Source organism: Glaciimonas sp. PCH181 (genome assembly GCF_003056055.1).
GTDB lineage: Bacteria > Pseudomonadota > Gammaproteobacteria > Burkholderiales > Burkholderiaceae_D > Glaciimonas.
In genome coordinates, this window is sequence record NZ_PYFP01000001.1 from 1595115 (window position 1) to 1616589 (window position 21475).

The following is a 21475-nucleotide window of genomic DNA, read 5'->3' on the forward strand; positions in this document are numbered from 1 at the left end:
ATATATGACTACATCTTTTTACCCTATTTTTTAACAGAATATCAGGAGATTTCATGACAACACCAAAACAACTTAAACTCGGTTTCATGTTGCACGGCGTCGGCCCCGGGTGGGGCGACTGGCGGCATCCGGATGCCCATCCGGGCGCGAGTATCGATATCGATTTTTATAAGCGTCAGGCCTTGTTAGCAGAAGCTGGAAAATTCGATTTTCTATTCGTCGCCGACAGTGTCCACATTACCGAAAAATCCAGCCCGCACTATTTGAATCGTTTTGAACCGTTAACAATTCTATCGGCGCTCGCAGCGGTGACATCGCGCATTGGCTTGGTCGGCACATTGACCGTGAGCTATAGCGAACCATATACGGTGGCGCGTCAGTTCGCGTCGCTGGATCACATCAGCCGTGGTCGCGCTGGCTGGAATGTAGTGACTTCCTGGTTGTCGGGAAGCGCCGAAAACTATGGCAAACCGCAACATCCGCCGCACGAAGTACGCTATCGGATCGCGGCCGAACATTTGCAAAGTGTGCAGGGTCTGTGGGACTCGTGGGAAGACGATGCACTGACCCATGATAAGGAACAAGGACAATTCTTTAACCCTCAAAAATTGCATGCCCTGAATCATCAGGGAGAATTCTTTTCAGTGCGTGGACCGCTGAACATCAGCCGCTCGCAACAAGGCCAGCCAGTGATTTTTCAGGCTGGTGCATCGGAAGAGGGACGCAATTTCTCTGCGCGTCATGCTGATGCATTTTTTACCGCATCGGACTCGTTCGAATCAAGTCAGGAATACATCAAAGACATCAAGGCACGCGCCACTGCTTTCGGGCGCGATGCTGACCGCACCGGCGTCTTTCCCGGCCTGCGTACTATTGTCGCGGCCACTGCAGAAGAAGCAGAGGAGAAATTTGCAGAAGCGTTGGCATTGATCAGAATCGAAGATGCGCTGCCGATGTTGGGACGTGCGTTTAACGATCATGATTTTTCAGTTTATCCGTTGGATGGGCCATTTCCAGACGTGGCTGAATTCGGTCATAACAGCAATCGCAGCACCTCTGAACGTCTGACCGCTTTGGCTGCCAGCGAAAATCTCAGCGTGCGTCAAGTCGCATTACGTCTGGTTAGCCCGCGTCGTGAATTTGTCGGCACTGCCGAGCATGTTGCAACATCGATTCAACGGTGGTTTGAAAACGGTGCCGCAGATGGCTTCATCCTGGTGGAAACCTTGCCGTTTCAACTGGATGCCTTCGTTGATCTGGTCGTGCCGATTTTGCAGGAGCGAGGAATCTATCGCAAAGACTATACCCACGCGACATTGCGCGGCCATCTTGGTCTGGAAGTGCCAGAAAATCGCTATACAAAAGCCAGCCGGGTAACCGCCTAAATTTCAACATTCAACAGGATTATTTATGTCTGACACCAGCAAAGAATCTCTGCATAAACTGCTTACCGATCTGCATGCGCACCGCATTGCCACGTACGATCCAAAAGCCCTTCAAATCAACATCGATCAACGCCAACTGCTGGTGAATACCGCAGACGTTACGCGCTATCCAAAGGTAGGCGATGTACTTTCATCCTTTAGTCTGCATGAAGTTAACGACGGCGCAATCTCGCTCGATCAACTGGTCGCAGACGGTCCGGCAGTATTGATTTTTTTCCGCTTCGCCGGTTGCCCTGCCTGCAATATCGCCCTGCCCTATTACCAGCGCAACTTAGCGCCAGAATTACAAAAACTGGGCGCGACACTGATAGCGGTCAGCCCGCAAGTGTCTGACCGCTTGATCGATATCAAAGTGCGTCACAACTTTGACTTTAAGGTCGCCTCCGATATTGATAACGCACTAGCCCGCAAACTCGGTATCTTATATAGCTACAGTCAAGCCGCGCGGGATGCCAGTATCGCCAGCGGCAAAACGATCGGCGAAGTGGTCGGCACCGGAACCTGGGAGTTGCCGATGCCAACCGTGCTGGTCATTGATCAGGAGCGCGCAGTACGTTTTATAGACGTTTCTCCTGACTGGCTGGTACGTACCGAAGCGGATGTGATTTTGAACGCCGTGCGGCAGATTGGTGCGCACGAACAACCAGCGGTGGCACACTAAATGGGCGGGCCGTCTGCGCACAATCCGGTCAGCGCTGGCGGCGCTTCCCCTTTGCGATTAGATTGTGATGTGCTGATTATTGGCGGAGGCTTATCGGCGGGTTGGGCCGCAATCGGCGCGGCCCGCGCTGGTGCTTCGGTGATCTTGGTAGACAAAGGTTATTTTGGCACCAGCGGCGTCACCGCGACTGCGGGTCCCGGTCATTGGTGGGTGCCGCCAGATGGCGACTTGCGTGAGCAGGCGATTCAACGCCGCCATGCGCTCAGCGGCGGTTTGGCTGATCCGCACTGGATGGCAAGGATCATCGATCAAACCTGGCGCACCTTGCCAACGCTGGCCGCGTATTATCAATTCCCTGTGGATGACAAAGGAGTGACCCAATACCGTGCATTGCGCGGTCCCGAATACTTGCGTGCTTTACGCAATCTGGTGCAGGATTTGGGCGTGACTATTCTGGATCACAGCCCGGCATTAGAGTTGCTATTACACGACGATGGTGCGGTTGCCGGTGCTAGTGGGATACGGCGACAACTGAATCAGGCATGGACGATACGCGCCGCCGCTATCGTCATGGCAACCGGCGGTTGCGCTTTCCGCTCACACTTGTTGGGCGCGCATACCAACACCGGCGATGGCTATCTGATGGCAGCAGAAGCCGGTGCGCAATTGTCGGGCATGGAATTCTCAAATTATTACACCGTGGCACAGGCAAAGACGACGATGACGCGTTCAATGTCCTACGCATTTGCGCGCTATTTCGATAGCGATAATCGTGAATTAGCGATCGCGCCCGGACCGCAGATGAACGATGGTCTGGCACGGGCATTGCTAAAAGGAGCGGTATTTTGTACGTTGGACAAAACCCCTTTAGACATTCAGGCGCAATTACCGCAAATCAGCCCAAACGTGATGTTACCTTTTGTGCGCAGCGGCATCGATCCTTATCGTGACCGATTTGAAGTCACGCTACGCGGCGAAGGCACTGTGCGCGGCTCCGGCGGCTTGCGCGTGATTGACGAAAGTTGCCAGACTTCCGTGCGCGGCTTATTTGCTGCGGGCGATGCCGCCACGCGTGAATTGATCGCAGGCGCAACGTCTGGCGGCGGCGCACAAAATTCAGCATGGGCCCTATCTTCCGGGCTATGGGCCGGACAAGGCGCTGCGGCGCTTGCGCGCAAAAATGGTCGCAGAATCAACACGCCGGTAAAAGCCTGTGGCGAGGCTGGCTTAAGACCGCTGCGAGAAGTCGCCAGGATTGATAGCCGTGCAGTGATTGCTGCTGTCCAGCGCGAAATGTTGCCGCTTGATAAAAATCTTTTCCGCAGCGGAATTGGTCTGGAAAAATCGCTCCAGGCACTGGATAGTATCTGGATTGAAATCCGCAATCACGCACACGCGCAGCCTTCTAGCAACGCAGCGCTGGCAATCCGTGAAAGCGCGGCGCTGACCGCATCGGCACGTTGGTGTTATCGCGCAGCACAGGCACGCCGTGAAAGCCGTGGCATGCATCAACGCAGCGATACTCCGGCGCAAGATGCGCAGTACGACTATCGCTTGCTGACCGGCGGGCTGGATAAAGTGTGGACTGCTGCCGATCCTCGGACGCATGCGTCTACCCAAACCGACATGAAAGAAAGCGTCGCATGATAGAACTCGTCATCGCTGACCGCTGCACGCAATGCAATAGCTGTGTGCAAGTGTGTCCCAGTAATGTATTTGAATTGGTGCCTGGAAAACCTCCGGCTATCGCACGCCAAAGCGACTGCCAGACCTGCTTCATGTGCGAGTTGTACTGCGCCGCAGACGCGCTGTATGTAGGACCGGATTGTGAAAGCGCAGTCGCGGTCGATGAAGCGCAGATTAAGGCGTCTGGATTATTGGGCCAGTTTCGACGCGACTCAGGTTGGGATGAATGGAGTAAAGATCCACAATATCGCAACCAGCACTGGCGCATGGATCACGTTTTCATGCGCGCACGAGATATCGCCGCGAGCCCTAAACTAGATGCGCCCACCGACAAAGCTGGCGTGTCTATATAAAATTATCCCGCGATAAAAAACTACAACTCATGCAAACGACCTTCCTTGAAATAATAGATATTTTCATGCTTGAATCCGTATTTCCCCCCTTTCAGACGGATTTGCGGTTCTAGCGTAAACAACCCCGCTTCGCCCAGCGTCAGGCTTTCATCCGGCGTAATAAACGCCAGATGTTGCATATCTTTTTGCACGCCATGACCGAGATAATCCAAAGGTTCGACGCCAAGGCAATCGCATTCGTCGCGGATGATGTAATACAGATCGTTAAAGGTCATCTCTGGATGCGCAACTTGCATTAATTTTGCGTGCAAATGGATTTCAGCCTGCGCACCGGCAAGAAAATCCTTATGACTCTGTGGAAAACGTCGCGCCACACCGCCTTCAACGTAGTAGCTGCGCGCACAATCGCCACAATAGCCAGCGATGGACGGATTCAGGTCGATGGTGACCAAATCGTTTTCTTGAATCGGTGTGTCGCCGGGAACATAGGGCGTGCGAGAAATCGCCAGCGTGGTGCGATCCCCCACCAGGACCAGGGCTGGCAGAGATTTGTACCAATAACCGTCGACACCCGCATGACGCTGCAATTCGTCACACTTTTTGACCAGCTCAGCCTCGGTGCTGCCAGTTTGAATGAACGCAGTAATACTCTCCAGCGTGGTGCGGGCAGCATCCTGTACTTTTTGATAGTGCTTCAATTCCGCAAATATCATGCAAAATTCCATCTAATGTTCATCTTGCTAACTAGGACTATTCCTGAGCATTAATCAGTGCAACAACCTTTGCTCAGGAATCCCGATCCAGTATCAGCTACCGACTACGTGAATTAAGGCAACACGGCATAGCTATGCGCCACCCAGACCACAACAACTGCCAGCACCAATGCCGCATAAGGAAGCCAGCCGCCATGCGTCTTGACGTCATCGTCCAGATGCATATCCTTGGCAAAAGCCGCCGGAAATTTACCCTTGTCCTGCACAAAATGGCGATACATAAACACTGGCACAATCAGCGCAGCAAAGATCAATCCGTTGCGCAATGTGCCAGGACCCCAGATATCGGCACCCATGCCCATGAAGGCCAGATTAACAAACCCGAACACCGCACCAAGGCCGAGCAACCAGTTTTTAGCCTTGTAAGGACGGTTCCAATTGCCACGATCCAGACGATGAATCCAACCGGATTGCAAGTTCAGGAAGTTGAAAATCAGATAACCGACGTTACCGATTGCCAGCAACATGATGTTGTTGGACATCATCAGCAATACCAGATTGAAAGTCAGATCAGTCCACATCGCCGCAGTCGGTGCGCCGTGTGAATTGACGCGCGAAAGATACTTCGGCAGCCAGCCATCGACCGAACCTTGATACAAAGTCCGCGATGAGCCCATCATTGAAGTCATGACCGCCAGCATCAGCGACAGGACCAACATGGCGACGATAACATTGGTAATGACAGCGCCACCGCCGACCATTTTTGCCAATATCAGGCCAACGCTGGTGCCGTCATACAAACCGGGATCCAGCATGCCGCCATACACCGCGGGCGTGGTCACAACACCCGCCGCATCGACCACCGCTGGCGTCACAAGCTGACCAAGACCCAAGTGTCCCTGAAATGCCATAGGCAACAAACTGAAGACGCCGATACACAGCAAGCCTGAATAAAAAATCGCTTTGAAAGTATCTTTTTTAGGGTCTTTAAATTCGCTGGTGTAGCACACCGCAGTCTCAAAACCGTAGGTCGCCCAAGCGGCAATAAACATACCGCCAGCAATCAGTGTGACGCCGGGCATGTTGTAACTACCAAAAATTACTTTACCTAAAGCGTCGTGCGCCAAAGGCAACAGCGGGAAGAAATGTTGACTAGGCATATCGCCAGTGACTAACGGAACAATACCGATGAGGATCAGTGGCAACAACGACGTCACACCGAGAATCATTTGGGTTTTGGTCGCCTTGGAAATCCCATGATGCTGAATCGCGAACGCAATCAGCAATAAAAGCGTACCTAAAATAGCGACCGCGTTAATTCTTAACGACAGGCCGGGTTGGACGAAGTCCAGATGCACCAATACCAACGACCAGGTATTGATAGCAGCATCCGCCGGGAATAGCGAAGTCAGAATATAACCGCCCGCCAGAGAGGTTCCCAGCGCCAGCACCGGCGACCACGCGAACCAGTTACACCAGACCGAAATGGGCGCAATAAATTTGCTATACCGCACCCAGGCGATCGCGCCATAGACAGAAGCTCCGCCCGATTTATGCGGAAATAGCCCAGCTATTTCCGCATAGGTAAAACATTGCGCAAACCCCATCAGGATCGACAATATCCACAGTATCCAGGCTGGCTGGCCAACCGTGGAGGACAACGCGCCAATATTAAAAAGTACCAAAGCGGGAACACCACTGGCTGCCCAGAATGCCCCGGTCCAGCTAATTGTTCTATGTAATCCGCCATCCTGGACGCCACTTTCGGCCACCCCTTGCTGCAAAATACCTGCATTTGAATTAATTGTATTCACATTTTGTCTCCTAAAAAATCGTACCGGCGTAGGCGCCGAATGTATAAATATTATTTTTATCACGCATAGATTGTGCGCGGCGTCCCCTTCCCATGGGCCTGCGAGCTGCCAATGGATGTCGTCCGACGGTGGATCGGCGTGGTCGTATTTTGAGGGTATGGTGGCAAGCCACCGACAGCGTTCACTCAGCAGGGAACTGCAGATGAGCCGGGCTTTTTAGCGCCAGTGACCATGCAGTCCGGGACTTGGTAAGTGGGTTGCGGCATGTTGATGCGCAAACTGTGAAGAGTTCAAATAGGATGCCATGCTTCGGATCTGTTGCCATTGCCGTGCCCTCCGATAAGGCCGTCTCGAAAAACCTCTATTTTTAACATGGCACCCACTGCGTATAAGAGGGGCTATAAAGCAAGCATAGTCAGCAAGAGGAGATGAGTAAGGCCAAAGGTTAAGCATAACTATCTGACAAACTAAGTATATTGCTCATAATAGTTACTCCTAACTAGGTAGAGTTAATCATCTCAGCCAGGACTAGGATGTACGTCCTTCGCGACCCGGCGAGGCTGCATGATCAGGGATGCACTCACTCTCCCGCGCCTTATCTTCCGATGTGAACCCATCCCTTTGGCACCATTTTCATCGCCAAAACACGCGCATTCTCGTATTAACTCATCACACACAAACACATCGGCGTAGCCTTATTGTTGGCAATTATTGAATAGTCTAAGCAATTTTCGCTAGTTTATCCCAGATAAATACCACGGCATACTGCTCTCACTGCCTCTCACACTGCGTTAAAGGCAGTCGCCGCAAGTAGCTCTAAAACTAACTTAAAGAAAATTCATATGCCCAACATCGACAAAAAAGTAGCCATCGTCACAGGACCAACTGCTACCGATTTGTTCCTGACCGGCAAATTGCCAGAATTGATCGATCGCCTTGCCAAGCTGGCACCGCTAGAACGCCTGGGTCAGCCTGACGATATCGCCGCGACTGTCGCTTTTCTTGCAGGCCCGGATGGCAGCTGGATCAACGGACAAACCCTGCGCGCCAACGGCGGAATGATTTGATAACGACGCTACTAACCAAGTAAAGCAACAACACTATGGATAGGCTGACCCTCCCCTATCAAAGAAAAACCATGTTAACTACAATACACTTTTGATCAGGAGTCACCAATGCTAAACGTAGACACACTAATTGCCTTCGTAGCAGTCATCGACACTGGCTCATTCTCCGCAGCAGCCGAACGACTAAACCAAACCCCCTCAGGCATAAGCCGCGCCGTGTCACGGCTAGAAACCCAACTAAGCATGGCCCTAATCACCCGCACAACCCGCCGTCTCGATCTAACCGAAGAAGGCAAATGGCTACTAACCCGCGCCAGAAAAATCCTCTCCGATTTACAAGACACAGAAGAACAACTAACCGCCCGCCTATCCCAACCTTCCGGCTTAGTCCGCGTCAACGCCGCAACCCCAGTTCTCGATCACCTAGTCGCGCCACTAGCAGCCGAATTCATGGACACTTACCCATTGATAAGACTAGAACTGATTAGCGGAGAAACCGTCATTGATTTAATAGAAGAACGGATCGATCTGGCGATACGAATTGGCCCACTAGCCGACTCAACCCTAAACGCAAGACGTCTGGGCAGCAGCCAACTGCGATTATTAGCATCCCCAGCCTATCTGGCAAACCATGGAACGCCAGAAAATATAAGCCAACTAAACAACCACCGACTACTAGGTTTTACCGCACCAACATCACTAAATATCTGGCCGCTACCGCAACAAGGCGGCGCTGGCCTATTAATACAACCCGAGATCGCAGCCTCCAGCGGCGAAACGCTAAGACACCTAACATTAGCCGGCGCAGGCATCGCCTGTCTGGCCGATTTTCTAACGCACAACGATGTAGCAAGCGGCCGCCTGATCCCAATCCTCGCAGAGGAAACACTCCCCTGGAGCCAACCGGTCTGGACCGTATTCTATAAACAGGGAGCACTGGCACCACGCATTAGCGCATTGGTGAGCTTTTTGGCGCAGAAACTAACTGGCGTATTGGATACGTGACGGCAGCGACGGCTGCCATGCATGAGCACTGAAAATGCAGCAGATACACCAATCGAAAGGAAGATCCTTTCGATTAGTTTTGCATCACTTAACTACGTACTACAAAAACAAACCCATCACTCCTCCAACGGCGATTTACCTGTTTCACGCGCCGCCGGCAACGCTATACCGGTAAGCACTAACGCAACACAGACATACAAAGAAACAGCCAACGTCGAACCATAAGAACGATACAAAGTGGCGATCAGCAACGGTGCAAACGCGCCACCGGCAATCCCGCCCAATGTGTAAGCCAGCGATGAACCGGCATAACGGACTCTGGTGGGAATCTGCTCGGTCACAAACGCTGCCTGAGGACCATACATAATGGCGTGAATAATCAAACCACCAGCCACCGCCGCCACAATCAGCATCGGCTTGCTGCTATCGAGCAGAACAAAGAAGACAAACGCCCATATCAGCGCCAGTGCTACTCCCAAACCATACACAGGACGTCGTCCGATACGATCCGACAAGGCACCAAATAATGGGACTGCCAACGCGTTGCACGCTGTGCCGATCATGATCGCCGTCAGTGCCAGCGTCCGCGATAGATTCAGCGCAGTCGTCACATAAGTCAGCGTGAACACGACCACCAAAGCATAAAACACGTCAGAGCCGATCCGCGCGCCAGCGGCCAGCAGCAAACGCCGCCAGTAATGACGGAATACGTCGCTGACAGGCGCAGCAGCCTTGCTATGATTTGCTTCCATTTCTTTGAACTTCGGCGTTTCCTCAACACCGCGGCGAATCCAGAAACCGAAAGCAACCAACAATAAGCTCGCCAGAAACGGCACACGCCAGCCCCAGTCAAGAAACTGATCAGGCGTCAGCAGATAGGTAATCAACGCGACAAAACCGGTCCCCAGCAAAGTGCCGAAGGATGGCCCAACTTGTGTCCACGAAGCATTTCTGCCGCGCTTATCCTGTGCCCCATGTTCAACCGAAATCAACACCGCGCCAGCCCATTCAAATCGCGTTCTCCGACATCTTCGATACCGAGGCGCCGCGATTCGGTGATATCTCGATCAATCCTTCTGCTGCAAGCACTTTCATCGCCTCGCGTAGAGGCGTCCGAGATATTCATAACGTTTCGCATAGCTCGCGTTCGTTTAGTTTCATGCCTGGAACAAGAATCGCCTCGACGATGAGATTGCGCAGGTGCTCCACCACCGTATCGTGAAGTCTTTGACGCTCTACTCTTGGCACCAAAGGCCCAGTTGGCAATGACATTTCGGCCTAAATTGTATTTTTCATTCAAAATTCCTATTTTCTACATATTTAGCTTTACCACTTAATTGTACGCATGACAGAAAATTCCTTACTAGCAAGTAGTGTCAGAATATGGTTCTCACCTTAATACTTCCTGAGTTTTAACTTTTTAAGTCGCAATATTTAGAAATTTGATCACACTGGAAATTTACCTTTGCGATATAGATTTTTCCTGATAAAGTATTTTGCATTCAAAATCCAATAAATTTTCAGGAGAAATAAATAACAATCATGTCGGTATAAAAGGTTTCGCACAAAATTACAACATGCCATAAATAAAATTCGCGACCCGTGACAGGGCCGGAGACAACCTTAAATCGAGGAGGATGACAAACGTGAGAATTTATCAAGCGATTAATAAAGTACCTGGCGGGATGATGGTCGTGCCGCTGTTTATCGGTATGTTGATTAATACCTTCATTCCAAACGCGCTGAAGATCGGCGGCTTCACACAAGCGCTGACCAACGTGGGCTACCCAACGATTCTAGGGATGTATTTGTTCACCGTCGGCACCAAGATGACCTTGCGAGCAGCGCCGGCGATGCTAAAGCGTGGCTTTGGCATCCTCTTGGCGAAAGTTGGCATCGCGGTGATCCTTGCATTAGGGGTCTCCCATTTGTTCCATGGCAACCTGCTTGGCCTGACCACCCTAGCTGTGCTTGCCGCGATGAGTGACACCAACGGCGGCATGTTTCTGGCCTTGACTAGTACCTTCGGCAACAAGGACGACGCCGGTACCTATGTCGTGCAGAGCGTCGAAACCGGCCCATGCTTAACGATGCTGGTGCTGGTCGGCGCCGGGCTCGCGGTTATTCCGTGGTTGACCATGGTGTCGGTGATCGCCCCGATCTTCGCGGGCGCGCTCCTCGGTAACCTCGACAAGGAAACACGTGATTTTTTCGGTTCCCACGAGCCGCTGATCGTCCCGTTCATGGCATTCACACTCGGCCAGGGCATTAATTTGAAGGCGGTCACGACCGCCGGCTTGCCTGGGATACTGCTCGGCGTTGCGGTTGTCGTGATCACCGGCCTTGTGTGTATTATTGCCGACCGTCTGCTGGGCGGCTCTGGTATCGCGGGCGCGGCTGCATCGAGTACCGCTGGCAATGCTGCCGGCACACCGCAGGCGGTTGCGCTTGCCGACCCGTCCTTCGCGGCGATCGCACCTATGGCTACGATCCAGGTCGCCGCCTCGGTGATCGTGACCGCGCTTCTGACGCCGGTGCTGACTGCCTACATAGCTCGTCGCGTCAAGAAGAAGTTGCAGGGCTTCGTGCCTGTCGAGAACCCGTTGAATTATTCACCTGAAGAGCCAATCGATCGTCCGCAAGCGACCGTTAATCTTTGAAACAGGGAGTATAGATGGAAAGTTTAAAATTGGATTTGAAATTGGCGCAAGACCTACTCGCGTATGCGATCGGGCAGGCTAAACAAAAATTTGATAAACCGATTTGCGTGGCGGTGTGTGACGCTTACGGATTTCTGATCGGCTTTGGGCGCGCCGACGGCGCGCCGGTGCGCAGCATTTCACTGGCGCAGCAAAAGGCCTATACGTCGACCCGCATGGGTAGCACGACTACCGCATTTCTCGGCCGGCTGCGTAAAGAAGATATTCCGATTGGTTTCTTTTGCGATCCCTTGCTAACCGCATTGTCCGGCGGCGCGCTGCTCGCCGATCCCGCTGGTCGCGTGCTGGGCGCTATCGGCATCAGTGGACTATCACCGGTTGAAGACCAGGCGCTCGCCGATGGCAGCGCGGGCTTTATCACGCAATACCACGACCCGCACGGTACAAGCTGACGCCGTCGCACCGATCCTTCCCCGGTACCGCTTGGCCCGGGGTGTTTGCACCAGGAACTACCAGGAACTACAACATGTTGAAATCCAACGTCTACATCACCCGCATGATTCCGCAGGAAACCATTGACGCCTTGCGCCAGTTTCACGATGTCGAGGTCAACCCGTATGACCGGGCGCTGACTCGCGACGAACTTCTACAACAGGTGCGCGGCCGCGATGCGGTCATAACGCTGCTCACGGATAAGGTCGACGGCGAGGTGCTCGATGCCGCCGGACCGCAATGCAAGATCTTTGCGAACTATGCAGTCGGCTTCAATAACTTCGACCTGAAAGCTGCCACGCAGCGCGGCGTGATAATGACCAACACGCCCGGCGTGCTAGATGACGCGACCGCCACTCATGCGTGGGCGCTCCTGCTTGCCACCGCACGTCGCATCTCGGAGTCGGAGCGCTATGTGCGCGCAGGCCAGTGGCATGGCTGGGCACCGATGGCCTTCATTGGACAGGATGTAGACCACAAGACGCTTGGCATCGCGGGGCTTGGTCGGATCGGTTCAAAATTCGCGCGCAAGGCAGCGGCCTTCGACATGAAGGTGATCTACACCAATGCCGTGCGCGAACCCGAATTCGAACGCCAATACGGGGCGACCTTCGTCGACAAGGCAACGCTGCTGCGCGAGTCGGACTTCTTGTCGCTTCATCTGCCGCTACTGCCGGACACTCATCACTACATTGGCGCAAAAGAGCTGGCGTCGATGAAACCGACCGCGGTACTGATCAATGCGGCGCGTGGCCCACTAATCGACGAGCAAGCCCTTGTCGCGGCGTTACGCAACAAGGTCATCTGGGGTGCAGGGCTGGACGTGTTCGAAGAGGAGCCTAACATCGCAGCAGGCTTAGCCGAGCTCGACAACGTTGTCATCGTTCCGCACATTGCTTCGGCGACCATACAAACACGGCTGGCGATGGGTAAGATTGCGACCGACAATGTGATTAGCGTGCTCAAGGGCGAGCCGCCACACACCTGTATCAATCCGGAAGTACTCAAGTGATCCGCCTGACCTCGCTCAACTTCGAGGTTGTTATGCACTAATTTTAGTCTGCCGTATTAACTAAAAAATCAGAAATGGATACACCTTAGGTTGTGTCGATAGATGATCACTGTCCCATATATCGTAGCGCGTATGTCATAGGTCATAGGTCAAAAAAATGAATGCGACAGAAGCCATTAACGGCATATAAGAATTTATTGAAAATTGGAGAAAATAATGGCAAAAATTGGATTTATTGGGTTGGGTATCATGGGCGCGCCGATGGCAGCGAATTTGCAGGCAGGTGGACATGAGTTATATGTGTACGATATAAAAAATCCGCCTGTCAGCATAGTCGAGCGCGGCGCTACGGTCTGCACCTCCGGCGAGGAAGTCGCGAAGCGGGCCGACATTATCATCGTCATAGTGCCGGATACTCCACATGTGGAAGCGGCACTATTTAGTGAAAAAGGTATTGCTAACGGTTTGTCCGCCGGCAAAATCGTGGTCGACATGAGTTCTATTTCACCGATCGCCACCAAGGATTTTGCCAAGCGAATCAACGCACTCGGCTGCGACTATCTGGATGCGCCAGTGTCTGGCGGTGAGGTCGGGGCAAAAGCGGCTTCACTGACAATTATGGTCGGTGGCCCGGAAAGCGCGTTTAACAAGGTTAAGCCCTTGCTGGAACTGATGGGCAAGAACATCACGTTGGTCGGTGATAATGGCGATGGACAGACCACAAAAGTAGCCAATCAAATTATCGTTGCGCTGACTATTCAGGCGGTGGCCGAGGCGTTGCTGTTCGCGTCGAAAGCGGGTGCCGACCCTGCCAAGGTGCGTCAGGCGCTCATGGGCGGTTTTGCATCCTCCCGTATACTTGAAGTGCATGGGGAGCGCATGATCAAGCGCACTTTCGATCCGGGCTTCCGTATCGAACTACATCAAAAGGATCTGAACCTGGCATTGCAAGGCGCCAAAGCACTCGGCGTGTCGTTGCCCAATACCGCCAACGTTCAGGAACTGATGAACGCATGTGCTGCCAACGGCATGAGTGGCCAGGACCACTCGGCACTGTGCCGCGCGATTGAACTCATGTCGAATCACGAAATTGCCAAGACCTAAGCGTAACAGGCCGTTGAAAAATGTAGGGAGCGACCTTACCCTGGGCGCTTCAGCTTTTGGTCAAGGAGAAAAAGTGTATGTGGCCATCGCGCACCGTAGATCAAAGCCGGGTCACATAGCAGTTCTTCAATGGCCTGTTCAGTTTTGCCTTGACGTAAATGGACTAACGTTCTCTATACCGTTGCGCGCATGAAAGGAATTTCCGATATGGATTCAATTGTAAATCCGCGCCAGTTTCTACTCGATCTGTTTTCCAGCGCGGTCGCTACCGTGAGTGCGGAAAAATGTCTGCCGCCCTTTCTGCCTCAGCCTTCGCTGAATGGCCGGACCCTGGTGATCGGCGCCGGCAAAGGCGCGGCTGCGATGGCCAGAGTAGTAGAAAAAAACTGGCCAGGAGAAATTTCCGGGCTGGTCGTGACACGCTACGGGCATCGGGCCGATTGCACACGGATCGAAGTGGTGGAAGCCGCGCATCCGGTGCCGGATCAAGCTGGACGCGCTGCAGCCGAACGCATGATGCAGATGGTACGCGGCTTGACCGAAAACGACTTAGTGTTGTGTCTCATTTCGGGCGGTGGCTCGGCCTTACTGGCGCTGCCGGCGGAGGGGATCACACTTGAACAAAAACAGACGATTAACAAGGAGTTGCTGAAAAGCGGCGCGACGATTTTTGAAATGAATTGCGTGCGCAAGCACCTCTCGGCGATCAAAGGTGGCCGTCTGGCGCTGGCTTGTGCACCGGCACGCATGGTGACTCTGATGATTTCCGACATTCCCGGCGACGATGCACGCATCATTGCCAGTGGCCCGACGCTACCAGATGCAAGCACCTGCGTTGAAGCACTCGCGATCTTGCAGAAATATGGCATCGACGTGCCGGAAACTGTGTCGCAGCATCTGCAATCAGGCGCTGGCGAGACGCCCAAGCCTGGCGATATACGTTTTGCACGCAATCTCGATCATGTGATCGCCACTGCACAAGATGCACTGGAAGCAGCCGCCGAGACTGCGCGAGCGGCAGGCATTACGCCTTACATCCTGTCCGACGAGATTGAGGGCGAAGCGCGTGACGTCGCACTGGTACATGCGGCCCTTGCAAAACAAATTGCCCGGCGCGGGCAGCCATTCAGTAAACCATGCGTTTTGCTATCGGGTGGGGAAACAACAGTGACTGTACGCGGCAACGGCCGGGGCGGACGTAATGCAGAATTTTTGCTGAGCCTGGCGGTGGCGCTGGATGGCTACCCCGGTATTTATGCGATTGCATGCGATACCGACGGCATCGATGGTTCGGAAGACAATGCCGGCGCTTTATATGCGCCAGACTCGGTGTCGCGCGCAGTAAAGCAGGAATTGCGTGCAACCACATTGCTCGAAAACAATGATGGTTATGGTTTTTTCAGCGCACTCGGCGATTTGGTTGTGAGCGGCCCGACGCTCACCAACGTCAATGATTTTCGGGCTATCTTGATTCTTTAATCGACCTATCCAGGCATTCCCGCGAGCTATAGATTTTTGGAATGTTCCGAAACCCGATGCATTCCCCTCCATGGGAATCCGCGTCACCCCTTAATCGTTCGATCCATAGGAAGTTCAGCATGCGACGCCAACGTAACGCCAAAATAATCGCAACGCTCGGTCCGGCAAGTTCCGACACAAAGACAATCCAGGCACTTTTTGAAGCCGGAGCCGACGTGTTCCGTTTTAATTTCAGCCATGGCTCGCACGCGGACCATCAGGCACGCTATGAAATCGTGCGAGCAGTGGAGCGCAAACTTGGCCGCCCGATCGCGATTCTGGCGGATCTGCAGGGGCCCAAGCTGCGCATCGGTACGTTTGCCGAAGGCAGGATCACCCTGACGGCGGGGAGCGAATTCGTGCTCGACTGCGATACCTCACCTGGTACGGTACAGCGCGTGTGCCTGCCACATCCGGAGTTATTTGAAGTGATCGCGCCTGGTCAGTCGTTGTTACTGGACGATGGCAAGCTGCACTTGCAAGTGCTGGCCAGCGATGGGCAGCGGATTTGCACACGCGTGATCACCGGCGGCCCACTGTCTGATCGCAAGGGCGTCAACGTGCCCGACGCAGTGTTACCGATTCCGGTGCTGACGGAAAAGGACCGGCGCGATCTGGCGTTCGCCTTGTCATTGGGGGTCGACTGGGTAGCCTTGTCCTTCGTTCAACGTCCGGAAGATTTGCTCGAGGCGCGAGAGCTTGTCGGCGGCCGCGCCAGCCTGATGACCAAGCTGGAAAAGCCGCAAGCACTCGATCAACTGGAAGAAATTGTACGTTTGTCGGATGCGGTGATGGTGGCACGTGGGGATCTTGGCGTCGAGCTGCCGCCGGAGCGGGTGCCGGGCGCGCAAAAGCGGATCCTGCGGGCCTGCCGTCAACACGGCAAACCGAGTATCGTCGCCACACAAATGCTCGAATCGATGATTGCCGCCCCAACGCCGACAAGGGCTGAGGCATCCGACGTGGCCAGTGCGATCTACGATGGTGCCGACGCTGTCATGTTGTCGGCTGAATCCGCCAGCGGCAGCTTTCCGGTACAGGCGGTGTCGATGATGGATCGCATCATTATCGAAGTGGAACACGATCCACTGTATCGCAACCTGATCGATGCGCAGTACGAATTGCCGATGCCGACGCGCGGCGATGCGATCTGCTCGGCCTTGCGCAATGTAACAAACATCATCGGCGCAGCGGCAACCGTTACTTACACTACCTCTGGGCATACCAGCTTGCGCGCGGCCCGCGAGCGGCCTACGGCGCCTATCCTGAGCATCACGCCCAACCTGGCCATCGCACGGCGCCTGGCCTTGGTATGGGGCGTCCATTCTACGGTCAGTGCCGATGTGCACAACGTGGATGAGATGGTGGCGACCGCCGCCCGTGTGGCGCGTGAGGAGGGGTTTGCGCAAAGCGGCGACCAGATTGCTATCACCGCCGGCATGCCGTTTGGGCAGCCTGGAAGCACCAACCTGTTACGTATTGCGGAAATCGAGGCCTGAAAATTGACGCGTGACACTAGCCTTGGTGGCGCTGATGTTATTTTGACCCACGCTGCTGATTTTAACTGCCCCATATCCCACTTCTCAAATCCCGCAGTGAGCAATCGTTTGCTTAGCATGCGGGTGGGTCTAGGAATTCCGGCAGGCTGGGTCAAAATGGTGCTGTCAACTTAACGCGTATACCCAAGATTTCATAGAATAGCGGAGTGCCAAATTCCAATATTTACAGCGGGTTCCGCTATCCATCCGCGTCAACGAGAGCGTGCAAAACCTGGAGAGATGACAAGATAAAAACGCGACCGCATTCTTTTCGGCAGCGCCCAACTGCGGTAATCTTGTTGATATTTGAATAGCGGGAGACGGTCATGCGACTTTAGTAAAAGGATCGCCTCACGTATATGCCTATGTACACAAGGAAGTAACTTCGGCAGCAGCGCGGCTGGATCAGTTTCTCAGACACTGTGGGGTAGCACCGGATGAGCGGGTGACGGTGATCTGCGACGATGCGGGAGAATTCAACAAAGCCGTCGCGGGGAGCCAGGCGGTCGCGCGGATCAAGGCACTGGAGGCTCGGCTATTGTGCCGGGAAGACTACGAATTCTCAACGCTGTGGTGGAATCTGCGTAATGTTGTCGGCTATATTCGTGGCAATACGCACACCCTCGTCAACTATGGTGCCCGGTATCGAAAGGGCCTGCCCATCAGCAGCAGCATCGCCGAATCGGCAGTGAACCTCGTCATTAGCCACCGCATGGCCAAACATCGCCAGATGCGCTGGACCGACGAAGGCGCACATTACCTAGTGCAGGTCAGAGTAGCAAGCGAGTGAATCTGCGTTAGAGAATCTGAATACTGAGCGTACTGAAAATCGACTGCTGGTCAACGCCGCCGAAGAAAAAGTCAGGTTGGCCGCAGCACTGATCGCGCAAGCAAATCAGCGCACTGAGCAAGTTGAGCACGCATTTGACGTCGCCCGCGAGGCCATCCGGCGCCTGGAAGAATCGCTGACTGAGATGCGTACCACCGCGGCCGTAATCGAGCAGCGTCACGCTGGCCAGCTGCTTGCCCGCGATGAACGCATCGCTGCCCTGACGACCGATTTCGCACGCAAGGAAGCCGAATACGCGGCACGGATCACCGAGCTCGACGGGGTACGCAAGCACGCCCTGTTGCAGATCGATGAAGCACGCGTGGAATCGCGCCACTGGAAAGCGGAATTCGACCGGGTCGATGCCAAGAACAAATCCAGCGTGGTGACGTATGGTCAGCGTGCATCTGCGCTCGATGCCGAGCTCGCTGGTGTCCGGGGGCGCTTGGGCGCCGCAGAAGAAGCGCTTGCTGCGTCGCGGCAGCGCTGTACGCAACTGGAAGCCGCGGCTATGATCGTTCATCCGAAGGATGATGCCGCCCCCTCGGTATCGCGCAAAGTGCGCGCCGGGGGCTTAATCAAGCGCCGCTAGTTAGGTACGCGGCATTAAAACGATCAACGAGATCACGCAGCAGCATGGCGTTCATCCGGTGATGGTGAGCCAATGGAAGAAAGAAATCCTTGCCCGTACTTTATTTGACGACAAGCGGTGTCTGTCAAGACAGTTAGTAAAATTTGAATTAAATCGCTTCTATTTCCAGTTCGTTTTCCGGCAGTAATCGCGGTCCGGAATGAGGCTGACCTGGCGAATCCACGTCCTGTCTCGCGTAGCACCTTTCCAGCGCTCTGGACGTTTTGCTCTGGCGATTTCATATGTCGCTTTTCGTTGTCCAGGATGACCTGATCCTATCCCGGGTAGCTCCTGACCAGCGCTCCGGGTGCCGCAGTTTTGCCGCTTCATAAACTTGCTCACGGTGTTTTAGAATTGCGGCATTCCGGCCATCATGGCGCTGAGCGGGTGTCACGAATTTGGACGCACGCGCGATGGTTCTGGCGAAAATGTTACCCGCAATCACGCTGCTGGTATCAGCGTTTGCTCAGGGGTGAAACAGGCGAACGGGTACCGACGCCGTGCATCATGGCGTTTTTATATTGGCAACTGCGCATGGACTGAAGCTGCGCGTGATAGTGCTGTGCCCAGGCGAGTCGGTGCCGGAAAGGGGCACGGAGCGGCACTGATCAAACGCAGAACACGCTGGAGAATTACTTCGGGTGACGCCCGGTCTTGAAGAGGTTCATGTCGCTGCCATACCGTTACGCGGCCTGAGGTCGGCCGGAGATGCTGCTACTTGCGTACAGCGCGGTGCGGTCAGCGGGATTATCTTTGCCGGCTCGGGATTTGATCCCGGCAAGGCCGACAGCTTAGCGTCGGCTCGCATGTTTTTCGCAATCACCAATGACTCGCCGGCAGTAAAGGGCCGGAAGCACGCAACTTTACATCGCCAATGTCATCCCCCATACTATATAGATCGAGCGAATAACGTTGGAAAGACAATCATGGCGATACCTGCCGAGACGCAAAATAACCTTCGACATTGGCAAACGGCTGTTTCCAATGATCGGTTGGCACATATTGTTAAAGATACAACTAGAGCATTTGTCCGCGCCCTCCAGTCCCGTTTGACGGACCATGCCATTCCGTTTGGGCAGTGGGCGTTCCTGCGCGTCCTTTGGGAGAAAGACGGTCTGACACAGCGCCAGTTGAGTGAAGAGGCAGGGGTGATGGAGCCGACAACGTTCGCTGCAGTGAGGGCGATGGAGGCGCAAGGCTTTGTTGAGCGGCGCCGGATGCCCGGCAATAACAAGAACAATTACGTTTACCTGACCGAGCGCGGAGCCGAGCTGCGCGTTGCCCTGATTCCTCTCGCGCAAGAGGTCAATAAAATAGGCGTACGTGGCGTTTCCGCTGCAGATCTGGCGACAACCAAGCGAGTCCTGTTATGTATCATCGCCAACCTCGCCGAAGATGAAATAGCACAACAGCGATCGACCAGAAACGGCTAGCGCGGTCAGCGGATTTTCTGACAGGAACCGTACCTGAGCAATAGTGCCCCGGCTACGTGAATCACCACACATTCCCTGTACGCAAGCTCATTGACCAGGTGCGCCAGCTCCGCAGCACCGTCGCTTTCTGAAGCGTCTCTTCTTGATCCCTTTCGGCAGGTATTCCCAGCGCTGCACGGCGCTGCCGAGTGCCCACTATCTGTGCATCCCCATCATGCCCTCCTAGGCCATCCCAGTCCGACGCCGTCGCGGGATATCCCTTTTCGTACCCACTCAATAAATCTCAAAAAACGTTAGACATTCCTTGCCAAAGTCGATATTATTTACTTAGCCTACTAAGTTAATTGATGCTCTTCATCGTGAACTTTGTCAGTCGTAAGGGAATGTCCGTCATTAACAACATTCATCTGGGTTTATCGGGCTGAAAAACCTTGGGCGCCAGCGTAGCGCAAATTCGAAATATTTTCGACAAGCAACTATTTGGAGACTGTATGTTTAAACTATCACTCGGGAAACGCGTGTCCGCAGGCTCACGCCTGTTCGTCGCCCTGCTTTTTCCTCTTTATCTGGCTAATCCGGCCTTCGCCCAGACAAACATTCGCGTTGGTTCGACGGTATCCAGCGATGTGTCAGCAGCAGCGTTAAGCCTGGGAATGAAAACCGGCGCATTCAAGAAGGCCGGTCTTAACATTGAACTGACAACATTTGTCCAGTCAAGCCAAAAATACGATTCGATCAAGGGCAATGCCATCGATATCGATATCAACATGGGAGCGGTTAACGCCGCGCAGTTGTACAGTTCCGGGGTACCGATCACCGTTCTGCGTGCTGTTACTCCAGCCGATATCTGGGCGGTTGTGGCACGGCCAGATTCCAAACTCAGCAAGCCGGCCGATTTCAAGGGAAAACGTTTCGGCGTGGTATCGCTTTCGGGCGCCAACTTTGCTGTGACGTATCTCGCATTCAAGACCCAGTCCGTGGACTTCATGCGTGAAGTAAAGGTCTCCGCATTGCCTCCTTCGGCGCTGCTTACGGCACTCGACAAGGGAGACATTGAAGGCGCGACGATCTACGAACCGTATCTGACCGGCGCACTCAAGACCGGGCGCGTGAAAGTTTTGTTTCGCCCTGGCGAGTTGTATCAAAAGCGTTTCGGCGAGCCATTTATCGCGCTCGTGATTACCGGACGAAATGAATTTATTCAGAAAAATCGTGCCGCCGCTGCCAAGTTCATCGCGGTGATGGAGCAAATGCTGGCAAACTTGCCGGCCAATGTCGACCTCGCGTCGCAAGCCCTGGTTGAGAACATGCCTGACATGAAAATCACCACTGCCGAGGCGAAGGAAATGTTGATTCCCTACATGCCTAATGTGATCAAGTCCGCCAATGATCCTCAACTCATCAAGCGCGCGCAAAACATGTACGACCGTCTGCTGGAAGTGAAGCAGTTGCAGGAGCCGGTCAAAGCTTCCGCATTCTGGACGCGTTTGTAATGCTTGTGAGCGAAGGAGAAT

Annotated in this window: 17 protein-coding genes and 3 pseudogenes; 16 read left to right on the plus strand and 4 right to left on the minus strand. The window is 53.9% G+C overall.

The features are described 5' to 3' along the window. Nucleotides 1-53 precede the first annotated feature (53 nt). Genes C7W93_RS07400 through C7W93_RS07415 form a run of 4 tightly spaced genes read left to right on the plus strand, consistent with a single transcriptional unit; the run spans nucleotide 54 to nucleotide 4145 of the window. Nucleotides 54-1385: an LLM class flavin-dependent oxidoreductase gene (locus C7W93_RS07400; RefSeq protein ID WP_108439445.1), complete on the plus strand. Its 1332-nt coding sequence runs from the start codon at nucleotides 54-56 to the stop codon at nucleotides 1383-1385. Nucleotides 1386-1410: 25 nt separating this feature from the next. After that, nucleotides 1411-2106 carry a peroxiredoxin-like family protein gene (locus C7W93_RS07405; protein WP_108439446.1) on the plus strand — a complete coding sequence of 232 codons (696 nt, stop codon included), beginning with the start codon at nucleotides 1411-1413 and terminating at the stop codon, nucleotides 2104-2106. Continuing rightward, complete coding sequence (locus tag C7W93_RS07410; RefSeq protein ID WP_108439447.1) at nucleotides 2107-3753, plus strand: FAD-binding protein; 1647 nt, start codon at nucleotides 2107-2109, stop codon at nucleotides 3751-3753. After that, on the plus strand, nucleotides 3750-4145 hold the full coding sequence (locus C7W93_RS07415; protein WP_108439448.1) for a ferredoxin family protein: 396 nt from the start codon (nucleotides 3750-3752) through the stop codon (nucleotides 4143-4145). Before C7W93_RS07410 ends, C7W93_RS07415 begins: the two co-directional genes overlap by 4 nt. A gap of 20 nt (nucleotides 4146-4165) precedes the next feature. Here C7W93_RS07415 and C7W93_RS07420 read toward each other — a convergent pair whose 3' ends face one another. Together C7W93_RS07420 and C7W93_RS07425 are read right to left on the minus strand one after the other, a co-directional pair. Beyond that, nucleotides 4166-4858, minus strand: a complete 693-nt coding sequence (locus C7W93_RS07420) for a M24 family metallopeptidase (RefSeq protein WP_161539895.1) — start codon at nucleotides 4856-4858, stop codon at nucleotides 4166-4168. 113 nt (nucleotides 4859-4971) lie between these two features. Next, a complete protein-coding gene (locus tag C7W93_RS07425; protein ID WP_370446444.1) occupies nucleotides 4972-6642 on the minus strand; it encodes an APC family permease in 1671 nt (556 codons plus the stop codon). 896 nt (nucleotides 6643-7538) lie between these two features. Here C7W93_RS07425 and C7W93_RS07430 point away from each other — a divergent pair. Then, a pseudogene (locus C7W93_RS07430) lies at nucleotides 7539-7739 on the plus strand (SDR family oxidoreductase); the annotation flags it as partial. Nucleotides 7740-7847: 108 nt separating this feature from the next. Beyond that, the gene (locus C7W93_RS07435) at nucleotides 7848-8744 is read left to right on the plus strand and encodes a LysR family transcriptional regulator (protein WP_108439450.1); all 897 of its coding nucleotides are present in this window, start codon (nucleotides 7848-7850) and stop codon (nucleotides 8742-8744) included. A gap of 116 nt (nucleotides 8745-8860) precedes the next feature. On the opposite strand, the pseudogene C7W93_RS07440 reads toward C7W93_RS07435, so the two are convergent. Together C7W93_RS07440 and C7W93_RS07445 are read right to left on the minus strand one after the other, a co-directional pair. Beyond that, a pseudogene (locus C7W93_RS07440) lies at nucleotides 8861-9754 on the minus strand (MFS transporter); the annotation flags it as partial. 10 nt (nucleotides 9755-9764) lie between these two features. After that, nucleotides 9765-10016: pseudogene (locus C7W93_RS07445) on the minus strand (GntR family transcriptional regulator); the annotation flags it as partial. 374 nt (nucleotides 10017-10390) lie between these two features. Here C7W93_RS07445 and C7W93_RS07450 point away from each other — a divergent pair. From C7W93_RS07450 to C7W93_RS07500, 10 genes are all read left to right on the plus strand, one after another. Then, entirely contained in the window at nucleotides 10391-11404 is a 1014-nt protein-coding gene (locus C7W93_RS07450; RefSeq protein WP_108440529.1) for a 2-keto-3-deoxygluconate permease, read from the plus strand. Nucleotides 11405-11418: 14 nt separating this feature from the next. Continuing rightward, nucleotides 11419-11856 carry a heme-binding protein gene (locus C7W93_RS07455; protein WP_108439451.1) on the plus strand — a complete coding sequence of 146 codons (438 nt, stop codon included), beginning with the start codon at nucleotides 11419-11421 and terminating at the stop codon, nucleotides 11854-11856. 74 nt (nucleotides 11857-11930) lie between these two features. Next, nucleotides 11931-12908, plus strand: a complete 978-nt coding sequence (locus tag C7W93_RS07460; protein WP_108439452.1) for a D-glycerate dehydrogenase — start codon at nucleotides 11931-11933, stop codon at nucleotides 12906-12908. Nucleotides 12909-13124: 216 nt separating this feature from the next. Beyond that, nucleotides 13125-14012, plus strand: a complete 888-nt coding sequence (locus C7W93_RS07465; protein WP_108439453.1) for a 2-hydroxy-3-oxopropionate reductase — start codon at nucleotides 13125-13127, stop codon at nucleotides 14010-14012. A gap of 207 nt (nucleotides 14013-14219) precedes the next feature. After that, nucleotides 14220-15491, plus strand: coding sequence for a glycerate kinase (locus C7W93_RS07470; RefSeq protein WP_108439454.1), 1272 nt, complete (start codon nucleotides 14220-14222; stop codon nucleotides 15489-15491). 119 nt (nucleotides 15492-15610) lie between these two features. Further along, nucleotides 15611-17029, plus strand: coding sequence for a pyruvate kinase (gene pyk / locus C7W93_RS07475; protein ID WP_108439455.1), 1419 nt, complete (start codon nucleotides 15611-15613; stop codon nucleotides 17027-17029). 484 nt (nucleotides 17030-17513) lie between these two features. Further along, nucleotides 17514-17858, plus strand: a complete 345-nt coding sequence (locus C7W93_RS25460) for a hypothetical protein (protein ID WP_108439456.1) — start codon at nucleotides 17514-17516, stop codon at nucleotides 17856-17858. Between the two features lie 76 nt (nucleotides 17859-17934). Next, nucleotides 17935-18489, plus strand: a complete 555-nt coding sequence (locus C7W93_RS07485; protein ID WP_108439457.1) for a hypothetical protein — start codon at nucleotides 17935-17937, stop codon at nucleotides 18487-18489. Nucleotides 18490-19454: 965 nt separating this feature from the next. Continuing rightward, complete coding sequence (locus C7W93_RS07490; protein ID WP_108440530.1) at nucleotides 19455-19961, plus strand: MarR family winged helix-turn-helix transcriptional regulator; 507 nt, start codon at nucleotides 19455-19457, stop codon at nucleotides 19959-19961. Between the two features lie 491 nt (nucleotides 19962-20452). Then, complete coding sequence (locus C7W93_RS07500; protein WP_108439459.1) at nucleotides 20453-21454, plus strand: ABC transporter substrate-binding protein; 1002 nt, start codon at nucleotides 20453-20455, stop codon at nucleotides 21452-21454. The last annotated feature ends 21 nt before the right edge of the window (nucleotides 21455-21475 follow it).

Coding starts and splice junctions, on each gene's coding strand:
- C7W93_RS07490 (WP_108440530.1), top strand. CDS start 19,455: ATGGCGATACCTGCCGAGACGCAAAATAACCTTCGACATTGGCAAACG.
- C7W93_RS07415 (WP_108439448.1), top strand. CDS start 3,750: ATGATAGAACTCGTCATCGCTGACCGCTGCACGCAATGCAATAGCTGT.
- C7W93_RS07465 (WP_108439453.1), top strand. CDS start 13,125: ATGGCAAAAATTGGATTTATTGGGTTGGGTATCATGGGCGCGCCGATG.
- C7W93_RS07460 (WP_108439452.1), top strand. CDS start 11,931: ATGTTGAAATCCAACGTCTACATCACCCGCATGATTCCGCAGGAAACC.
- C7W93_RS07420 (WP_161539895.1), bottom strand. CDS start 4,858: ATGATATTTGCGGAATTGAAGCACTATCAAAAAGTACAGGATGCTGCC.
- pyk (WP_108439455.1), top strand. CDS start 15,611: ATGCGACGCCAACGTAACGCCAAAATAATCGCAACGCTCGGTCCGGCA.
- C7W93_RS07435 (WP_108439450.1), top strand. CDS start 7,848: ATGCTAAACGTAGACACACTAATTGCCTTCGTAGCAGTCATCGACACT.
- C7W93_RS07470 (WP_108439454.1), top strand. CDS start 14,220: ATGGATTCAATTGTAAATCCGCGCCAGTTTCTACTCGATCTGTTTTCC.
- C7W93_RS07455 (WP_108439451.1), top strand. CDS start 11,419: ATGGAAAGTTTAAAATTGGATTTGAAATTGGCGCAAGACCTACTCGCG.
- C7W93_RS07410 (WP_108439447.1), top strand. CDS start 2,107: ATGGGCGGGCCGTCTGCGCACAATCCGGTCAGCGCTGGCGGCGCTTCC.
- C7W93_RS07405 (WP_108439446.1), top strand. CDS start 1,411: ATGTCTGACACCAGCAAAGAATCTCTGCATAAACTGCTTACCGATCTG.
- C7W93_RS07400 (WP_108439445.1), top strand. CDS start 54: ATGACAACACCAAAACAACTTAAACTCGGTTTCATGTTGCACGGCGTC.
- C7W93_RS07500 (WP_108439459.1), top strand. CDS start 20,453: ATGTTTAAACTATCACTCGGGAAACGCGTGTCCGCAGGCTCACGCCTG.